15 protein-coding genes are annotated in these 15,002 nt (G+C 63.3%); 6 read left to right on the forward strand and 9 right to left on the reverse strand.

The annotated features are described in order from the left end of the window. Window positions 1–3: 3 nt before the first annotated feature. From accC to LW136_RS04895, 5 genes are all read right to left on the reverse strand, one after another. Window positions 4–1,353: an acetyl-CoA carboxylase biotin carboxylase subunit gene (gene accC / locus LW136_RS04875; protein ID WP_015275919.1), complete on the reverse strand. Its 1,350-nt coding sequence runs from the start codon at window positions 1,351–1,353 to the stop codon at window positions 4–6. Between the two features lie 17 nt (window positions 1,354–1,370). Continuing rightward, the gene (gene accB / locus LW136_RS04880) at window positions 1,371–1,829 is read right to left on the reverse strand and encodes an acetyl-CoA carboxylase biotin carboxyl carrier protein (RefSeq protein ID WP_042924288.1); all 459 of its coding nucleotides are present in this window, start codon (window positions 1,827–1,829) and stop codon (window positions 1,371–1,373) included. Window positions 1,830–1,904: 75 nt separating this feature from the next. After that, window positions 1,905–2,348 carry a type II 3-dehydroquinate dehydratase gene (aroQ, locus tag LW136_RS04885; RefSeq protein ID WP_014819270.1) on the reverse strand — a complete coding sequence of 148 codons (444 nt, stop codon included), beginning with the start codon at window positions 2,346–2,348 and terminating at the stop codon, window positions 1,905–1,907. Between the two features lie 209 nt (window positions 2,349–2,557). Further along, window positions 2,558–4,375, reverse strand: coding sequence for a protein-disulfide reductase DsbD (locus LW136_RS04890; protein ID WP_234174725.1), 1,818 nt, complete (start codon window positions 4,373–4,375; stop codon window positions 2,558–2,560). A 31-nt stretch (window positions 4,376–4,406) separates the two neighbouring features. Beyond that, window positions 4,407–4,742 (reverse strand): Rieske (2Fe-2S) protein, encoded by a 336-nt coding sequence (locus tag LW136_RS04895; RefSeq protein WP_234174726.1) that lies wholly within the window; start codon window positions 4,740–4,742, stop codon window positions 4,407–4,409. A gap of 133 nt (window positions 4,743–4,875) precedes the next feature. Here LW136_RS04895 and LW136_RS04900 point away from each other — a divergent pair, with 133 nt between their 5' ends. Genes LW136_RS04900 through LW136_RS04910 form a run of 3 tightly spaced genes read left to right on the forward strand, consistent with a single transcriptional unit; the run spans window position 4,876 to window position 7,585 of the window. After that, window positions 4,876–5,913 (forward strand): FecCD family ABC transporter permease, encoded by a 1,038-nt coding sequence (locus tag LW136_RS04900; protein ID WP_256449924.1) that lies wholly within the window; start codon window positions 4,876–4,878, stop codon window positions 5,911–5,913. Continuing rightward, window positions 5,913–6,680, forward strand: a complete 768-nt coding sequence (locus tag LW136_RS04905; protein ID WP_045666873.1) for a heme ABC transporter ATP-binding protein — start codon at window positions 5,913–5,915, stop codon at window positions 6,678–6,680. Before LW136_RS04900 ends, LW136_RS04905 begins: the two co-directional genes overlap by 1 nt. Window positions 6,681–6,691: 11 nt before the next feature. Then, the gene (locus LW136_RS04910; RefSeq protein WP_234174727.1) at window positions 6,692–7,585 is read left to right on the forward strand and encodes a ChaN family lipoprotein; all 894 of its coding nucleotides are present in this window, start codon (window positions 6,692–6,694) and stop codon (window positions 7,583–7,585) included. Window positions 7,586–7,782: 197 nt separating this feature from the next. Here LW136_RS04910 and LW136_RS04915 read toward each other — a convergent pair whose 3' ends face one another. The 4 genes from LW136_RS04915 to LW136_RS04930 form a co-directional block, all read right to left on the reverse strand. Next, complete coding sequence (locus LW136_RS04915) at window positions 7,783–8,580, reverse strand: Crp/Fnr family transcriptional regulator (protein ID WP_234174728.1); 798 nt, start codon at window positions 8,578–8,580, stop codon at window positions 7,783–7,785. Window positions 8,581–8,691: 111 nt separating this feature from the next. Further along, window positions 8,692–8,955, reverse strand: a complete 264-nt coding sequence (locus tag LW136_RS04920; protein WP_125859628.1) for a TfoX/Sxy family protein — start codon at window positions 8,953–8,955, stop codon at window positions 8,692–8,694. 18 nt (window positions 8,956–8,973) lie between these two features. After that, window positions 8,974–9,759 (reverse strand): class I SAM-dependent methyltransferase, encoded by a 786-nt coding sequence (locus tag LW136_RS04925; RefSeq protein WP_234174729.1) that lies wholly within the window; start codon window positions 9,757–9,759, stop codon window positions 8,974–8,976. 73 nt (window positions 9,760–9,832) lie between these two features. After that, complete coding sequence (locus tag LW136_RS04930; RefSeq protein WP_031298073.1) at window positions 9,833–11,395, reverse strand: bifunctional aminoglycoside phosphotransferase/ATP-binding protein; 1,563 nt, start codon at window positions 11,393–11,395, stop codon at window positions 9,833–9,835. A 159-nt stretch (window positions 11,396–11,554) separates the two neighbouring features. Here LW136_RS04930 and mrcB point away from each other — a divergent pair, with 159 nt between their 5' ends. The 3 genes from mrcB to LW136_RS04945 all read left to right on the forward strand — a co-directional run bounded on the left by mrcB (window position 11,555) and on the right by LW136_RS04945 (window position 14,976). Further along, window positions 11,555–13,867: a penicillin-binding protein 1B gene (mrcB, locus tag LW136_RS04935; RefSeq protein ID WP_234174730.1), complete on the forward strand. Its 2,313-nt coding sequence runs from the start codon at window positions 11,555–11,557 to the stop codon at window positions 13,865–13,867. Window positions 13,868–13,933: 66 nt separating this feature from the next. Beyond that, complete coding sequence (locus LW136_RS04940) at window positions 13,934–14,650, forward strand: tetratricopeptide repeat protein (RefSeq protein WP_272878032.1); 717 nt, start codon at window positions 13,934–13,936, stop codon at window positions 14,648–14,650. Then, window positions 14,650–14,976: a YqcC family protein gene (locus tag LW136_RS04945; protein WP_234174732.1), complete on the forward strand. Its 327-nt coding sequence runs from the start codon at window positions 14,650–14,652 to the stop codon at window positions 14,974–14,976. The genes LW136_RS04940 and LW136_RS04945 overlap by 1 nt, the downstream gene beginning before the upstream one ends. Window positions 14,977–15,002 lie beyond the last annotated feature (26 nt).

The raw sequence follows: 15,002 nt of genomic DNA on the forward strand, positions 1-15,002 counted from the left end.
GGCTCAGTGCTTGTCCATACCCAGTTTCTTCTCCAGGTAATGGATGTTCACGCCGCCCTTGCAGAAGCCGGGGTCGCGCACCAGATCGCGGTGCAGCGGGGCGTTGGTCTTGATGCCATCGACGATCAGCTCGTCCAGTGCGTTGCGCATGCGGCCCATGGCCTCGTCGCGGTTTGCGCCGAAGGTGATCAGCTTGCCGATCAGCGAGTCGTAGTGCGGCGGAACCGAGTAGCCGTCGTAGAGGTGCGAATCGACGCGCACGCCGTTGCCGCCTGGCGCGTGGAAGTGCTTCACCTTGCCCGGGCTGGGCATGAAGGTGCGCGGATCCTCGGCGTTGATGCGGCATTCCACGGCATGGCCGCGGATGACAACATCTTCTTGCTTGATCGACAGCTTCTGGCCGCCACCGATCAGCAGCATCTCCTTGACAATGTCGATGCCGGTGACCATCTCGGTAACCGGATGCTCGACCTGAACGCGCGTGTTCATCTCGATGAAGTAGAAGTTGCCGTCTTCATAAAGGAACTCGAACGTGCCTGCGCCGCGGTAGCCGATGTCGATGCACGCCTTGACGCAGCGGGCCTGGACCTTGCGGCGGGCCTCTTCGTCGATCAGCGGGGCTGGGGCTTCCTCTATCACCTTCTGGTGACGGCGCTGCAGCGAGCAGTCGCGGTCGCCGAGGTGAATCGCGTTACCCTGGCCGTCGGCCAGCACCTGGATTTCGACGTGGCGTGGGTTGGTGAGGAATTTCTCGAGGTAGACCATCGGGTTGCCGAAGGCTGCGCCTGCTTCGTTACGGGTCAGCTTGGCCGAGGCGATCAGGTCCTCTTCCTTGTGCACCACGCGCATGCCGCGACCACCACCGCCACCGGCGGCCTTGATGATCACCGGGTAACCCACTTCACGGGCGATCCGCAGCGCTTCCTTCTCGTCTTCCGGCAGTGGGCCGTCAGAACCCGGAACGGTCGGCACGCCGGCCTGCTTCATCGCGTCCTTGGCCGATACCTTGTCGCCCATCAGGCGAATGACGTCGGCGGTTGGGCCGATAAAGGTAAAGCCGGACTTCTCCACCTGTTCGGCGAAGTCGGCGTTCTCGGCGAGGAAGCCGTAGCCGGGATGGATGCCGTCGGCGCCGGTGACTTCGGCAGCGGCGATCAGCGCCGGGATGCTCAGGTAGGACTTGGCAGAGGCGGCCGGGCCGATGCAGACGGACTCGTCGGCCAGCGACACGTGCATCAGGTCACGGTCTGCAGTGGAGTGCACAGCCACGGTCTTGATGCCCAGTTCCTTGCATGCGCGCAGAACTCGAAGGGCTATCTCGCCGCGGTTGGCGATCAGTACTTTTTCCAACATCGCTGGCTCTCCGCGGTTCAAACGATGGTGAACAGCGGCTGGTCGTATTCGACCGGCTGACCATTCTCCACCAGGATGGATTCGATGGTGCCGCTGATCTCGGCCTCGATGTGGTTCATCATCTTCATGGCTTCGACGATGCAGAGGATGTCGCCCTTCTTGACGCTCTGACCGACTTCGACGAACGCCTTGGATTCCGGCGAGGACGCACGGTAGAAGGTGCCGACCATCGGCGAGCGGACCACATTGCCGTTCAGCTTGGGCGCGGCCGGGGCAGCGTCGACAGCCGGGGCGGCCGCAGCTACCGGAGCAGGAGCCGGTGCAGCCGGAGCCTGAGCGTAGATCGGCTGCTGCATCGCTACCTGCTTGCTGTGGCGGCTGATGCGTACCGACTCTTCACCCTCGTGGATCTCCAGTTCGTCGATACCGGACTCTTCCAGCAGTTCGATCAGCTTTTTGACTTTGCGAATATCCATGAAGCATTGACTCCCAGGTAAGTTCAAAGGGCATTGCTGCTCGCTTCTTCAAGGCTCGGCATGTGCACGAGCCCCTCAGGAAGCAGCGAGTTGTTCCAGGGCGGCCTCCAAGGCCAGTCGGTAGCCGCTGGCGCCAAGGCCGCAGATCACACCCACCGCGATATCGGAAAAGTAGGAGTGATGGCGGAAAGGTTCACGCTTGTGCACATTGGACAGGTGCACTTCGATGAATGGGATGCTCACGGCCAGCAACGCGTCACGTAATGCGACGCTGGTATGCGTGAATGCCGCGGGATTGATCAGGATGAAATCGACGCCTTCGCTGCGCGCGGCATGGATGCGCTCGATCAGTTCGTACTCCGCGTTGGATTGCAGATGCAGCAGATGATGTCCGCGATCTCGGGCACGCTGCTCCAGATCCTGATTGATCTGCGCCAGCGTCACTGCGCCGTAGACGCCCGGCTCGCGGGTGCCGAGCATGTTCAGATTCGGCCCGTGGAGGACCAGAAACGTGGCCATCGGTATTCCTTGTTTTTCTGTATGCGCTGATCAGTCGAGGTGGCTGGTCGCGAGAAGGGAAAAACTATGCCCCAAGCAGGGTATGACTGTCCAGTCATGTCGCGATCGAAGGAAATGCCCGCATTATGTCTGAAGATTGCCGCAATGATTCATTGGGCAGAGGATCGTCGGCTTGTCGTGGGTCGATCCCGCGAAAATGCGTACGTGAGCTAGAGCAGAGGTGCCGCGCGATCCAGACGCTCGCTGAAACCGGGAGCGTCTATCTCGCCGACTACGCGCACTTCGGACATCTCATTGCCACGCCGATCGAAGAACAGGATGGCCGGGGGGCCGAACAGTTTGTAGCGGTCCAGCAGGCTGCGTTGGGCGGCGTTGCTTTCGGTGATGTCGAAGCGGATCAGACGATAGTCGGTCAGCCGCGGTGCCACCTGTGGGTTGGCGAACACCTCGCGTTCGATCACCTTGCAGCTGATGCACCAGTCGGCGTACCAGTCGAGCATCAGCGGTTGGCCGGCGGCGCGGGCGGCGGCCAGTTGGGTATCGAGCTCGGCCGGCGTGGAAATGGTGTGCCAGCCTTCACTGGTCATGCTGCCCGGCGCTGATCCGGCTACGGAGGTTGGCAACGGCCGAAGTGGATCGGAGCCGCCCTGTAGCGCCCCGACCCACGCGGCCAGCGCGTAGACCAGCAATACCAGTCCCATCAGCTGCGCGAGCTTCTGCCTGGGCGTCTTGCTGGTGAATTCCAGGGTCCCGAGAAATACGGCGCTGCCGGCCGCGAGCAGGCCCCACGCCGCCAGAGCAAGCGGACCGGGCAGTACGCGCTCGAGCATCCAGACGGCGACGGCAAGCAGCAGTACGCCGAATACGTTGCGCACACTGATCATCCATGGGCCGCTCTTGGGCAGTAGCGCGCCACCTCCGGTGGCGAACAGCACCAGCGGTGCGCCCATACCCAGGCCCAGGGCGAACAGCTTCAGGCCACCGCCTAGCGCATCGCCGCTGGCACTGATGTACAGCAGTGCGCCGGCCAGCGGAGCGGAAACACAAGGCGATACCAGCAGACTGGACACGGCACCGAGCAGCGCCGCTCCGGTAAACGAGCCGCCGCGTGCGCTGCCGGCAAGACGGTCGAGTCGACTGCTGAGTGCCTGTGGTAGGCGCAGCTCGAACAGCCCGAACATGGCCAGGGCGAAGGCGACGAAGAATAATGCGAAGGGTACAAGAATCCAGGGTGATTGCAGGCGCGCCTGCAGATTCAGCTCGGCGCCGAATACGCCCATCAGCGCGCCGAGCAGAGCGAAGCCGCCAGCCATCGGCAGCACGTAGGCCAGCGACAGCAGGAAGCTGCGCATTCCGCCGGGCTGGTCGCGCAGCACGACGCCGGTAAGAATCGGCAGCATTGGCAGGACGCAGGGGGTGAAGGTCAGGCCCAGACCGGCGAGGAAGAATAGCGCGATGGAGCGCCAGGAGAGGTCGCGTTCGCTGGCCTGCTGGCTGGCTGACGCTTCGGTGGTCGCTCCGCTGGGGGCGCCGGCAACGTCGCCGATGGGGAGCGATTCGGTTTCCGGGGGGTAGCACAGGCCTTTATCGGCACAGCCCTGGTAGGAGACCTGCAGAACGAAGGGGCGGTTGTCCGGGTTCGTCAGCGGTAGCTCGACATCGACAATGCCGTAATAGGCTTCGATCTCACCGAAATAGTCATCGACCTTGGGCACGCCGGCGGGCAGCTTCGGCTCACCGATCACGACACCTGACTGGTCGGTCTTGAAGGCGAAACGATGACGGTAGAGGTAGTAGCCCTCCGCTGCGACGAAACGCAGGGTGATCTGTTCAGGCGTAGCTTCAACGAGACTCAGTCGAAAGGCTTCGCGTACCGGCAGGAAATCGCTGCTGTTGTTCAGCGCACCGCCAAAACTGGCGCTGGGCTTGTTGTCGAACAGGCCGGCGTGGGCAGGAAGCACGAATAGCAGGAGCAGCAGACTCAGCAGGCGAAGCATGGCGATCTCACGGTAAAGCTGTGGCGGCATGATAACCAAGCCCGACGCCCGGCGCCCGTGCTCAACTGTCGCTCTGCCGATCAGTTTGCAACCAGATGCTGTCCTTGCCCTCGACTGCATCCAGCTGGCGCAGCGTCTGGCCGTCGCAGGGGCCGGCCACGCACTCACCGGATTCGATGAGAAACAGCGCGCCGTGAGTGGCGCATTGCAGCAGGCTGCCACTGTCGTCGAGGAACTGGTCGGGACGCCACTCCAGCGGAACGCCGCGGTGTGGGCAACGGTTCTCGTACAGGTATGTCCGGCCATCCCGGCGAACGGCGATCACTTTCAGCTCCCCGACCGTGAAGCCGCGGCTCTGCCCTTCGAGAAGCTCGGATGTCGCGCACAATCTGATCATCGGGTCCTCCGCCATAAGCCGGAATTATCCCGCAGCCGGCGAGGAAGTGCAGTCGGATAATTTTTGCCGGGCTGGCGGCTGCGGCGGCGGGCTCTTATCCTTCGCCGCACATACCGCTTGGCAAAGCAATCCGATGGGTAGTCCGGTTCCTGCGCGCTTTCTGTTCTTCGTACTCGGCTTGTTGTTGCTGGTCGCGATCTGGTTGTCGCTGGCACTGGGACCGCTGAGCCTGGCGCTGGGCGACAGTCTGGCTGCGGCGCTGCGCTTGGTAGGCGTGCCGATCGAAGCGTCCGGGCTCGAGCAGGCCGAGCTGATTCTTGCGCAGATCCGCCTGCCGCGGACCTTGCTGGGCTGCGCCGCCGGGGCAGTACTGGCGCTTTGCGGGGTGGCGATGCAGGGGCTGTTCCGCAACCCGCTGGCCGATCCAGGGCTGGTCGGGGTTTCCAGCGGTGCTGCGTTGGGCGCGGCGATCGCCATAGTCGGTAGCACATTCATTCCGGCGTTGCCTGCGGGGTTGGAGCCCTACCTGCTGTCGGTCTTCGCCTTCGTCGGCGGGCTGGGCGTGACCTTGCTGGTTTACCGACTCGGCAGGCGCGACGGGCAGACCCACGTCGCCACGATGCTGCTGGCCGGCATTGCGCTGACCGCGCTGGCCGGTGCGGTGGTTGGGTTGTTCAGCTATCTGGCCGACGACAGAACGTTGCGCTCGCTGACCTTCTGGAATCTCGGCAGTCTGAACGGCGCCAGTTATGCACGGCTATGGCCGCTGCTGCTGATCACCATCGCCGTCGCACTGTGGCTGCCGCGGCGGGCGAAAGCCCTGAATGCGTTGTTGCTCGGCGAATCGGAAGCGCGTCATCTCGGTTTCGATGTGGAGCGGATCAAGCGTGAACTGGTGGTCTGCACGGCGCTGGGTGTCGGCGCAGCGGTGGCTGCTACCGGTCTGATCGGCTTTATCGGATTGGTGGTTCCGCACCTGATGCGCCTGTTGGTCGGCCCCGATCACCGCTTGCTGCTACCAGCTTCGGCACTTGCTGGCGGCAGCTTGCTGCTGCTTGCCGATGTCGCCGCGCGGCTGGTGATAGCGCCGGCGGAGCTGCCGATCGGCATTGTCACTGCGTTGCTCGGCGCACCTTTCTTCCTTTATCTGCTGTTGCGGGAGCGCCTCTGATGCTGGTGGGCCGCGATCTGACCGTGCGCCGTGGCGCGATAACGGCGCTGCAGGATGTTTCCCTCGAGCTGCGCCCGGGGCAGGTTTTCGGTGTGCTCGGCCCGAACGGTGCGGGCAAGAGCACGCTGCTGGCGACGTTATCCGGCGAGCTCAGGCCTTCCAGGGGGCAGGTCTTGCTCCAAGGGCGGCCGCTCGGCGACTGGGCGGATGTGGAACGCGCGCGTTGCCTGGCCGTGTTGCCGCAGAGTTCGACGCTCAGCTTCGCCTTCCGCGTGGCGGATGTGGTGGCCATGGGGCGCCTGCCTCATCGCACCGGGCGCGGAGCCGATGCCGCCTTCGTTGCAGCAGCGATGGCTGCGGCGGACGCGCGGCACCTTGCGACGCGCAGCTACCTCGAACTGTCTGGAGGTGAGCGTCAGCGTGTGCATCTCGCTCGGGTGCTGGCGCAGCTGTGGCCGGGCGAGACAGGGCAGGTGCTGATGCTCGACGAGCCTACGTCGATGCTCGATCCTGCGCACCAGCACAGCATTTTAAAGGCGGTCAGGGCCTTCGCCGCGCAAGGCGCCGCCGCTCTGGTGATCCTGCACGATCTGAATCTGGCTGCGCGCTATTGCGATCGGTTACTGCTGCTAAAGGATGGTCGGCCAATCGTGGCAGGGCCACCCGATGAAGTGCTGCAAGCCGAGCCGCTGCGAGCGGTATTCGGTCTGGATGTGTTGGTGCAGCGGCATCCGGAACTCGGTCACCCGCTGATCATTGCCCGTTGAGGAGGTTCATCGTGCGCATTCTTGTGTTGCTTGTGCTGGGTTTGCTGACGGCATGCCATTCGCTACCGTCGCTAACTGAGTGGCAAAGTCCCGAAGGGCGTGAGCATCCGGAGCTCGGTCTGATCGTCGATCTGCGCAGTGACGCGGTACTCACGCCCGCGCAGCTGGTAGCGGAGCTGCAGGCGCAGGATCGGCTACTGGTCGGCGAGCGGCACGACAACCCGGATCACCATGCGCTGCAGCTCTGGTTGCTGCGGGCGTTGGCTGAAGAACGTCCGCAGGGCAGCTTGTTGCTGGAGATGCTCGACCCCCAACAGCAGGCGCTAGTCGATGCGGTGCGCCGCGAGGTGCGTGAGGGGCGAGTGCCAGCCGATCTTCCTGAGGCACTGGGCTGGCAGAGGGGCTGGGATTGGGCTCAGTACGGAGCCCTGGTTTCACATGCGCTCGCGCAGCCTTACCCATTGCTGCATGCCAATCTCGGGCGCGGCGAAATCATGTCGATCTATCGTGCCGCACCGTCATTGCAGGGGCGCAAATCTGCGGCCGCGGCGGTAAGCGAGGCATTGCTGGCGCAGATCGAGGTCTCTCACTGCGGGATGCTGCCGGCCTCCCAGCTGCCGGCGATGCTGGCGGTGCAGCAGCAGCGTGATCGACGCATGGCCGAGCGAACGCTCGCCGCAGCCGAGCCAGCCATGCTGCTGGCCGGCGCGTTCCATGTCCGTCGAGACCTGGGCGTGCCGTTGCATATCGAGGATCTGTCAGGGAAGTCAGTCGCGGTGTTGATGCTTGCTGAAGTGGGCGAGACGGTATCCGCTGCGCAGGCCGACTATGTCTGGTACACCCCGGCGCAACCGGAGCAGGATCATTGCGAACAGCTGCGCCGACCGGGCAAGCAACCTGGCTGACATTTTCTACAGGCAAAAAAAGACCCGGCAGAGCCGGGTCAAAACCGTGATTAGCCTGATGAGGAGATAACCTGAAGGATCGACTGCCTGAGCCTTCAGCTATCGGCTGACCTCGCGATCAGTTGCGATAATAATAACAATTCTCATTTCTGCGTCAACGGGCTTTCGTAAAAAAATATTCTCTGGGCTGGTCTGCCTCAAACGGCAACGTTTACCCGCAGATGAGTGACTTCCTTGTTCAGCAGGTCAATACGCCGCGCCATGCTTTCAATGAGGCTGTGAGCAATGCGGGGGTTGCTCTGTGTCAGTCCGAGGAACTGCTCCTTGGGAATGACCATGACCGTGCAGGCCTCACTGGCGACCACCGTTGCGCTGCGTCGCTCGCGGGTGAAGACCGCCATGGCGCCGAAGATCTCGTCCTTCTGTACGTCGCCAACCTTCTGGCCGTCGACGATCGCCTCGGCGTGGCCTTCGATGATGATGAACACGTTGTCTGCCTCGTCGCCTTGGCGGATCAGCTCTTCACCGACGGCGAAATGCTTGAAGCCGGTAGCCGGGCGGATCTCCGGTTGCTTCAGGCGCGCAAGGGCGTCGCCGAGCAGGGCGGTATGACCAATCAGATACTGGGTGAACAGTTCCTGGCGGTGCTCATCGGAGTGGATGTGCTGGAACACCGCGTTGCGCGAGTAGGGGATCAGGCTGACGGGTTCGTCGCTGCAATAGCGGCACTCTGGCAGGTCGCCCGACTGACGCAATCCAACCAGGTCGCCCTCCTGCAGATAGAACAGCGCCTTGCCGTCGATCAGCGCATGCAGTAGCCCGGTCTCGATGATGAAAAGTTGCTGTGCCGGCAGCTCGGCGCACAGATCGTCGGTGTGCTTGAGTTCAAGGTTGGGGCCTGAGGGCAGCAAGCCTTCGAGCAATTGGGTGGGGATGGTTTGCAGGCGGTTGATCAGGCGATCGGCGTAGGCCGGTTGCTCCCCGAGTAAATACATGTCGGTAATCCTTGAACGAACGGGCAGACGATTGGCAGGGTCACGTCGGCGCACAATAGGCTCGGGCGAGGGCCTGAGTAAATCTCGCCGAGCAGAGGTTGTGAGCTAGCTCTAGTTGTCGCGATCGGCGCCCAGATTCCGATTCAGCTCTTCCTTCAGCGGGACCGGCAGCTGCTGCCACGGGACATCTCTCAACGCCCCCTCGATGGCATACAGCAGAACCTTCGAGGCCCCGAAGCCGCGTGCCTTCACAGCGCGATAGGAGCTCACCGCGCCCAATCGTCGGAGGTCCGCAGCGGTGTGGATTCCCGATGCATGCAGCCATTGCACCGAGGTCTTGCCGAGATTGCGGAGCGAAAGCAGTTCGTCGTGCATGGCGGCGTCCTTGCGGTGCTAGCGGTTGGGGAAGCTTGTCAGAAAGTGTAGCGGCCAGCGGATAAGCCTCCGCTGACCTGCCTGGCCCCATGCAGACGTCAATTGGGGCTCGATTGATGTGATGGGGTCGCGACCATGCCGCTGCTGCCATTGCTTCACGGCAGACCAGGTGCGCAGATAGCCCATCAGTTCGCGGAGATCCCAGTGCGCTTCGAGGGCGAAGGGCGGCGGTTCGATACGTGGAAAGGGAGGCTGGATATCGCGGTAACCGGCATCGACGCTGCTGCGACCAGCTGGCCAGCAACCGGCGAGTGTTTCGTAGTAGAGCCTGTGGATGATCGCGTCCACTGCGGCCGATATCTCCAGCAGGCTGTAGCACCAGGCGCAGAACAGGCCGTTCGGCTTCAGTGCGCGCCGCGCCTGATTGAAGAATGCCGACGTGGCGAACCAGTGCAGGGCTTGTGCGACTACCAGCAGATCGAGCTGTCCGCTGCGCAATGGCAGATGCTCCGCATCGGCGACGAAACGCTGCACGTTTAACCAGGTGTCGCCAGCCGCGAGCTGTTCGGCGCTCGCGTCGCAGGCCAGGACCCGATGGAAGTGTCGTGTCAGCGGGATGCTCGCTTGCCCGTTGCCGGCCGCAAGGTCGAGCGCGGTGTCGGTGGCCGCGCATTGGCTGGCGAGCCAGTTGAACAGCGCCTCGGGGTAGGTCGGGCGGAAGCGTGCGTAGTCGGTGGAGCGGCTGGAGAACAGCTGGATGCTGTCACTGGCCGGCTTTGGCGCGGGTGATTCGCTGGCAGACATAGCGGTGTTCCACGATTGGAATACCGGGAGTATAGAAGCACCGCCGCACTCTGCTGGCGGCGGTGCCTGGCGGTCAGAGACCGGGCAGGTGCTGACGGATGCTGGCGACCAGCTCGTCGAGGCTGCCGGCGTCCTGGGTGTCGACCCGACGGCTATGCAGTCGCTCGCTCTCGTTCAGCGCCTCGCGGCTGGCCTGCTGAGCATGCACTACCTCCATGGTCGCGTCGGATGGATCAAGCCCCTCGGCCTGGCGTTGCGCCAGCCACTGCGCGATCACCGCATCCGGCGCCTGGCAATCGAGTATCAGGAAGGGCACGCCAGTGGTCTCGGCCGCCTGCCAGGCATCCTGGCGCTGCTGCTGCTTCAGGTATGCCGCGTCGATCACCACGGAAAAGCCAGCCTGCAGCGCAGTCGTTGCCAGCTGGTGCAGCCGCTTGTAGGTCTCATCGCTGGCCTGCTGGCTGTAGATGCCGGCATCGAGGTGGCCCTGCTGGGCTTCGGGCTGCTCGCCATGCAGGCGCTTGCGTTCGATATCCGAGCGCAGGCGTATCGCGCCAAGGGCCTCGACCAGGCGTAGCGCAACGTGGCTCTTGCCTACGGCGGACACGCCGTGGGTGATGGCGAGGAAGCGCGAGGGAATGGCGCTGTAGCTTTCGGCCAGATTCGCGTAGCTGCGGTACTGCCGTACGATCACCTTGCGTTGCACCGCGTCCTGCTCCTGATACAGACGGAACAGGCTGACCTTGGCGCGGACCAGTGCGCGATAGGCCTTGTACAGATTCAGCAGCGCCAGCGCTGCGTAGTCGCCGGTGTGCTCCAGCCAGCCATTGATGAACCTGCGCGCCTGGCACTTCAGGCCACGATCCTCGAGGTCCATGGCCAGGAAGGCTGCGTCCGAAGCCACATCGATCAGGCGGAACGGCTCGTTGAACTCGATGCAGTCGAACAGCACCACCTTGCCATCGATCAATGTGGCATTGCCCAGGTGAAGATCGCCGTGACATTCGCGGACGAAACCTTCCTGGCAGCGCTGGTCGAGCAGCGGACGCAGGCGCTCGATACTGGTTTCGGTCCATTCCTCGAGCGCATCCAGCTGGCGGAGATCTTCGGCTTCGCTGAGCAACGGGCGAATCTGTTCGAAGTTCTGCCGCATCGGCGCAACGATCGCATCGGCACTGCTCAGTGCATGACCGGCAGGCACCTGCGGGGTGCCCTGGTGGAAGCGGGCGATCTGCTCGGCCAGGGCGTCAATGTGCGCGTCCGTCAACTCGCCGCGCGCCTGCAGTTCGGCCAGTAGCTGGGTTTGTGGGAACTCGCGCATCTTCAGCGCATATTCGAAGGGCTCGCCTGTACCATCGATCTCCGGTGCATCCGGCGATCCGCTGATGGGAACGACTTCGAGATACAGATCCGGCGCCATGCGCTGGTTGAGCCGTAACTCTTCTTCGCAGAAATGCTTGCGCGAGGCGAGGTCGGTGAAGTTGAGAAAGCCGAAGTCCACTGGCTTCTTGATCTTGTAGGCAAAGGTGCCGGTGAGGATGACCCAGGAAATGTGGGTCTCGATTACCCGAAAGCCCTCGCTGGGATGCGGGTACAGGGCTGGATTCTGCAGGGCGGCGATCAGTGCTTGGCTCACGGTCATTCCTTGTTGAAGTTCTTGAACGGGGCGTGCGAGTCCACTGCGAAGCAGTCCACACAGTCGAAAAGTCGCAGGCATTATGGCCGCTGTGCGTTGCGCTGCAAACCGCTGAGAGGCCGTCGGTCCGCGCCTGCAAAGTGCGTATAATGCGCCGCCATGACTAAATCTCGCTCCCCCCGTACACGCTCCAGACGCCGCTCCGCTGGCGCTCGCCCCTGGTTGGGCTGGGCGGTCAAACTGTCCATTGTCGGCTTGGTGATCCTGGCCGGTTTCGCCATTTATCTCGATGCCGTGGTGCAGGAGAAATTCTCCGGCAAACGCTGGACGATTCCGGCCAAGGTCTATGCACGACCGCTGGAGTTGTTCGTCGGGCAGAAGCTCGATAAGACCGATTTTCTCGCCGAGCTGGATGCGTTGGGCTATCGCCGCGAAAAGGCTGTCAGCGGTCCGGGTGGCGCGTCGGTGGCTGGTAATGACATCGAACTGCACACCCGCGGCTTCCAGTTCTACGAAGGTGCCGAACAGTCGCAGCGGTTGCGAGTGCGCTTCTCTGGTGATTTCGTCGCCGGCCTCAGCGCTGCCAATGGCGGCTCGCTGCCGGTAGCGCGGCTGGAGCCGGTGTTGATCGGTGGGCTGTACCCCGCGCACAACGAGGATCGCATTCTGATCAAGCTCGATCAGGTGCCGCCTTATCTGGTGGAAACGCTGGTCGCCGTGGAGGATCGGGAGTTCTTCAATCACTTCGGTGTATCGCCCAAGTCCATTGCCCGCGCCGTCTGGGTCAACCTGACTGCAGGCCAGGTTCGCCAAGGGGGCAGTACGCTGACCCAGCAGCTGGTGAAGAACTTCTACCTGACCAACGAGCGCAGCCTTAGCCGTAAGGCCACCGAGGCGATGATGGCGGTGCTGCTGGAGCTACACTACGACAAGGAAGACATTCTCGAAGCCTACCTGAACGAAGTGTTTCTCGGTCAGGACGGTCGCCGTGCTATTCACGGCTTCGGTCTGGCGAGCCAGTACTTCTTCGGCCAGCCGCTGGCCGAGTTGAAGTTGCCGCAGGTGGCATTGCTGGTCGGCATGGTGAAAGGGCCTACCTACTACAACCCTCGACGCAATCCCGAGCGGGCGTTGGAGCGGCGCAACCTGGTTCTCGACCTGCTCGCCGAGCAGCAGGCGGTCAGCGCCGAGGACATAGCAAAAGCCAAGCAGGCACCGTTGGGCGTGACCCAGCGTGGCAGCATGGCCGACAGCTCCTATCCGGCCTTCCTCGACCTGGTCAAGCGTCAGCTGCGTGAGGACTATCGGGACGAGGACCTCACCGAAGAAGGTCTGCGTGTCTTCACCAGTTTCGATCCGGTGATCCAGCTAAAGGCCGAGCAGGCCATGAGCGAAACCCTCAAACGTCTCGGCAATAGCACCGAGGGCGTCGAAGGCGCAATGATCGTGACCAATCCTGAGACCGGTGAAATTCAGGCCCTGCTCGGTAGTCGCCAGCCGGGTTTCGCGGGGTTCAATCGCGCGCTCGATGCGTCACGGCCGATCGGCTCGCTGATCAAGCCGGCCATCTACCTGGCTGCGCTGGAAAAGCCCAGCCAGTACACGCTGACCAGTCTGCTCGAAGACGAGCCCTTCTCGGTCAAGGGCGCCGATGGGCAGATCTGGAAGCCGCAGAACTATGGGCGTCAGGCTTATGGCACGGTTTACCTGTATCAGGCACTCGCCAATTCCTACAACCTGTCCACGGCGCGGCTCGGGCTCGACCTGGGTGTGCCGAATGTACTGAAGACGCTTGAGCGGCTGGGTGCATCGCCACAGTGGCCAGCGTATCCGTCGATGCTGCTCGGAGCGGGCGGTTTGCGGCCGATCGAAGTTGCCGATATGTATCAGACCCTGGCCAACGGTGGCTTCAACACTCCGTTGCGTGGCATTCGCAGCGTGCTGACCGCGGACGGTGAGCCACTCAAGCGGTATCCGTTCCAGATTCAGCAGCGCTTCGATCCGGGTGCCATCTACCTGACTCAGTACGCCATGCAGCGTGCCATGCGCGAAGGAACGGGTCGTTCTGCCTACAACCGTCTGCCGCAGTCGCTGAATCTCGCTGGCAAGACCGGTACCACAAACGACTCGCGTGACAGCTGGTTCGCAGGCTTCAGCCAGGATCTGCTGGCAGTGGTCTGGTTGGGTCGTGATGACAATGGCAAAACTTCGCTGACTGGGGCGACCGGCGCGCTGCAGGTGTGGAGCGATTTCATGCGGCGGGCCGATCCGCTGCCTTTGCAGATGCCAGTGCCGGACAACGTGACATATGCCTGGGTGGACGCGCGAAGCGGCCTGGGTACGGATGAGCGTTGCCCCGATGCGGTGCAGATGCCCTATATTCGCGGCAGCGAACCGGCCCCCGGACCTGGCTGCGGCATTCAGGCGCCGGCGGAGTCGGTCATGGATTGGGTGCGTGGCTGGTTGGAGTAACTGCCGCAGAGGTCGCGTGCTTCGTGGTTCTACGTTGAGAGGTCTGAATTGGTGAACAAGCAGTGGATGGCCGTTGTTGCAGCGGTGACGCTGGTACAGGGGTGCGCGACAGTGGATCGTGGTTCGATCCCCGTGGTGGACTCAGGCGCTCCCGTTTCCGAGGAGGTGGCGGCTCGCCAGGGATACCGCGCGCCAGCCGCGGTCGCGACGCCAAGGCAGCAGCAGGAGGATTCTGGGGTGGTGGTGATGGTGCCGCAAGGCAGCTCTGCACCGCTTGAGACGTTCGCCGCGCCAGATGCACCCTTTGCCGGGTCGAGTGGAACGACAGGCGGAGATCAGCCTGCGTGGCAGCCGGCACCGTCAATCTCGGCGCCGGCCAGCACGCAGCAGCAACCGAGCATGCCCACCGGTATCCCGTCCTCCGGCAGCAGCAGCAGCGGCCTGGCCGCCGACGAGCAGCTGGATGGTCCGGTGCTCGCGCTGTTGACTACGGCTCAACAGCAGCAGGGCGGTGGTGACCTGAATGGTGCGGCTTCCAGTCTCGAACGTGCGCAGCGTATTGCGCCGCGCGAGCCGCAGGTCCTTTATCGTCTGGCCCAGGTCCGGTTGTCGCAGGGGGATGCCACTCAGGCGGAGCAGCTGTCGCGCCGCGCATTGAGCTATGCCAGCGGGCGCCCGGCGCTGCAGGCCAGCCTCTGGGAGTTGATTGCGCAGGCACGTGAGCGGCGGGGCGACAGTGCCGGTGCCGCGCAGGCTCGTGAGCGAGCCAAGGTCAATCTGTGATGGATTCGCGCCTTCCGGCAGTCGCGCAGCAGCTGCTTTTGATCGAGCGCGAGCTGCGCACGCTTGACATGTGGAGCGTCGAGCCGCCGGTGCCGGAGGCTCTGGCCAGCGTCGAGCCGTTTTGCGTGGATACGCTGCGCTTCGAGCAATGGCTGCAGTGGATATTCCTGCCGCGGATGAAGGCGATTGTCGAGGCAGATCGTCCTCTGCCGCAGGCGTCGGGCATCTGTGCGATGGCAGAGCTGGTCTATCGGGAGGCGCGGGTAGTCAGTCTGCTCGAGGCGCTGCGTGCTTTCGATGCTTTGATCGAGGCGCCTTCGCGCTGAGCGGCTTAGCGCGCCGCTAGCGCAAT

The organism is Stutzerimonas kunmingensis, assembly GCF_021432085.1.
Taxonomy (GTDB): domain Bacteria; phylum Pseudomonadota; class Gammaproteobacteria; order Pseudomonadales; family Pseudomonadaceae; genus Stutzerimonas.

Bases quoted from the DNA above. Each gene is read 5' to 3' on its own strand.
- LW136_RS04915 (WP_234174728.1), bottom strand. From the start codon at position 8,580: ATGTATTTACTCGGGGAGCAACCGGCCTACGCCGATCGCCTGATCAAC.
- LW136_RS04895 (WP_234174726.1), bottom strand. From the start codon at position 4,742: ATGATCAGATTGTGCGCGACATCCGAGCTTCTCGAAGGGCAGAGCCGC.
- LW136_RS04920 (WP_125859628.1), bottom strand. From the start codon at position 8,955: ATGCACGACGAACTGCTTTCGCTCCGCAATCTCGGCAAGACCTCGGTG.
- accC (WP_015275919.1), bottom strand. From the start codon at position 1,353: ATGTTGGAAAAAGTACTGATCGCCAACCGCGGCGAGATAGCCCTTCGA.
- LW136_RS04940 (WP_272878032.1), top strand. From the start codon at position 13,934: ATGGCCGTTGTTGCAGCGGTGACGCTGGTACAGGGGTGCGCGACAGTG.
- LW136_RS04890 (WP_234174725.1), bottom strand. From the start codon at position 4,375: ATGCCGCCACAGCTTTACCGTGAGATCGCCATGCTTCGCCTGCTGAGT.
- LW136_RS04905 (WP_045666873.1), top strand. From the start codon at position 5,913: ATGCTGGTGGGCCGCGATCTGACCGTGCGCCGTGGCGCGATAACGGCG.
- mrcB (WP_234174730.1), top strand. From the start codon at position 11,555: ATGACTAAATCTCGCTCCCCCCGTACACGCTCCAGACGCCGCTCCGCT.
- accB (WP_042924288.1), bottom strand. From the start codon at position 1,829: ATGGATATTCGCAAAGTCAAAAAGCTGATCGAACTGCTGGAAGAGTCC.
- LW136_RS04900 (WP_256449924.1), top strand. From the start codon at position 4,876: ATGGGTAGTCCGGTTCCTGCGCGCTTTCTGTTCTTCGTACTCGGCTTG.
- LW136_RS04945 (WP_234174732.1), top strand. From the start codon at position 14,650: ATGGATTCGCGCCTTCCGGCAGTCGCGCAGCAGCTGCTTTTGATCGAG.
- aroQ (WP_014819270.1), bottom strand. From the start codon at position 2,348: ATGGCCACGTTTCTGGTCCTCCACGGGCCGAATCTGAACATGCTCGGC.
- LW136_RS04925 (WP_234174729.1), bottom strand. From the start codon at position 9,759: ATGTCTGCCAGCGAATCACCCGCGCCAAAGCCGGCCAGTGACAGCATC.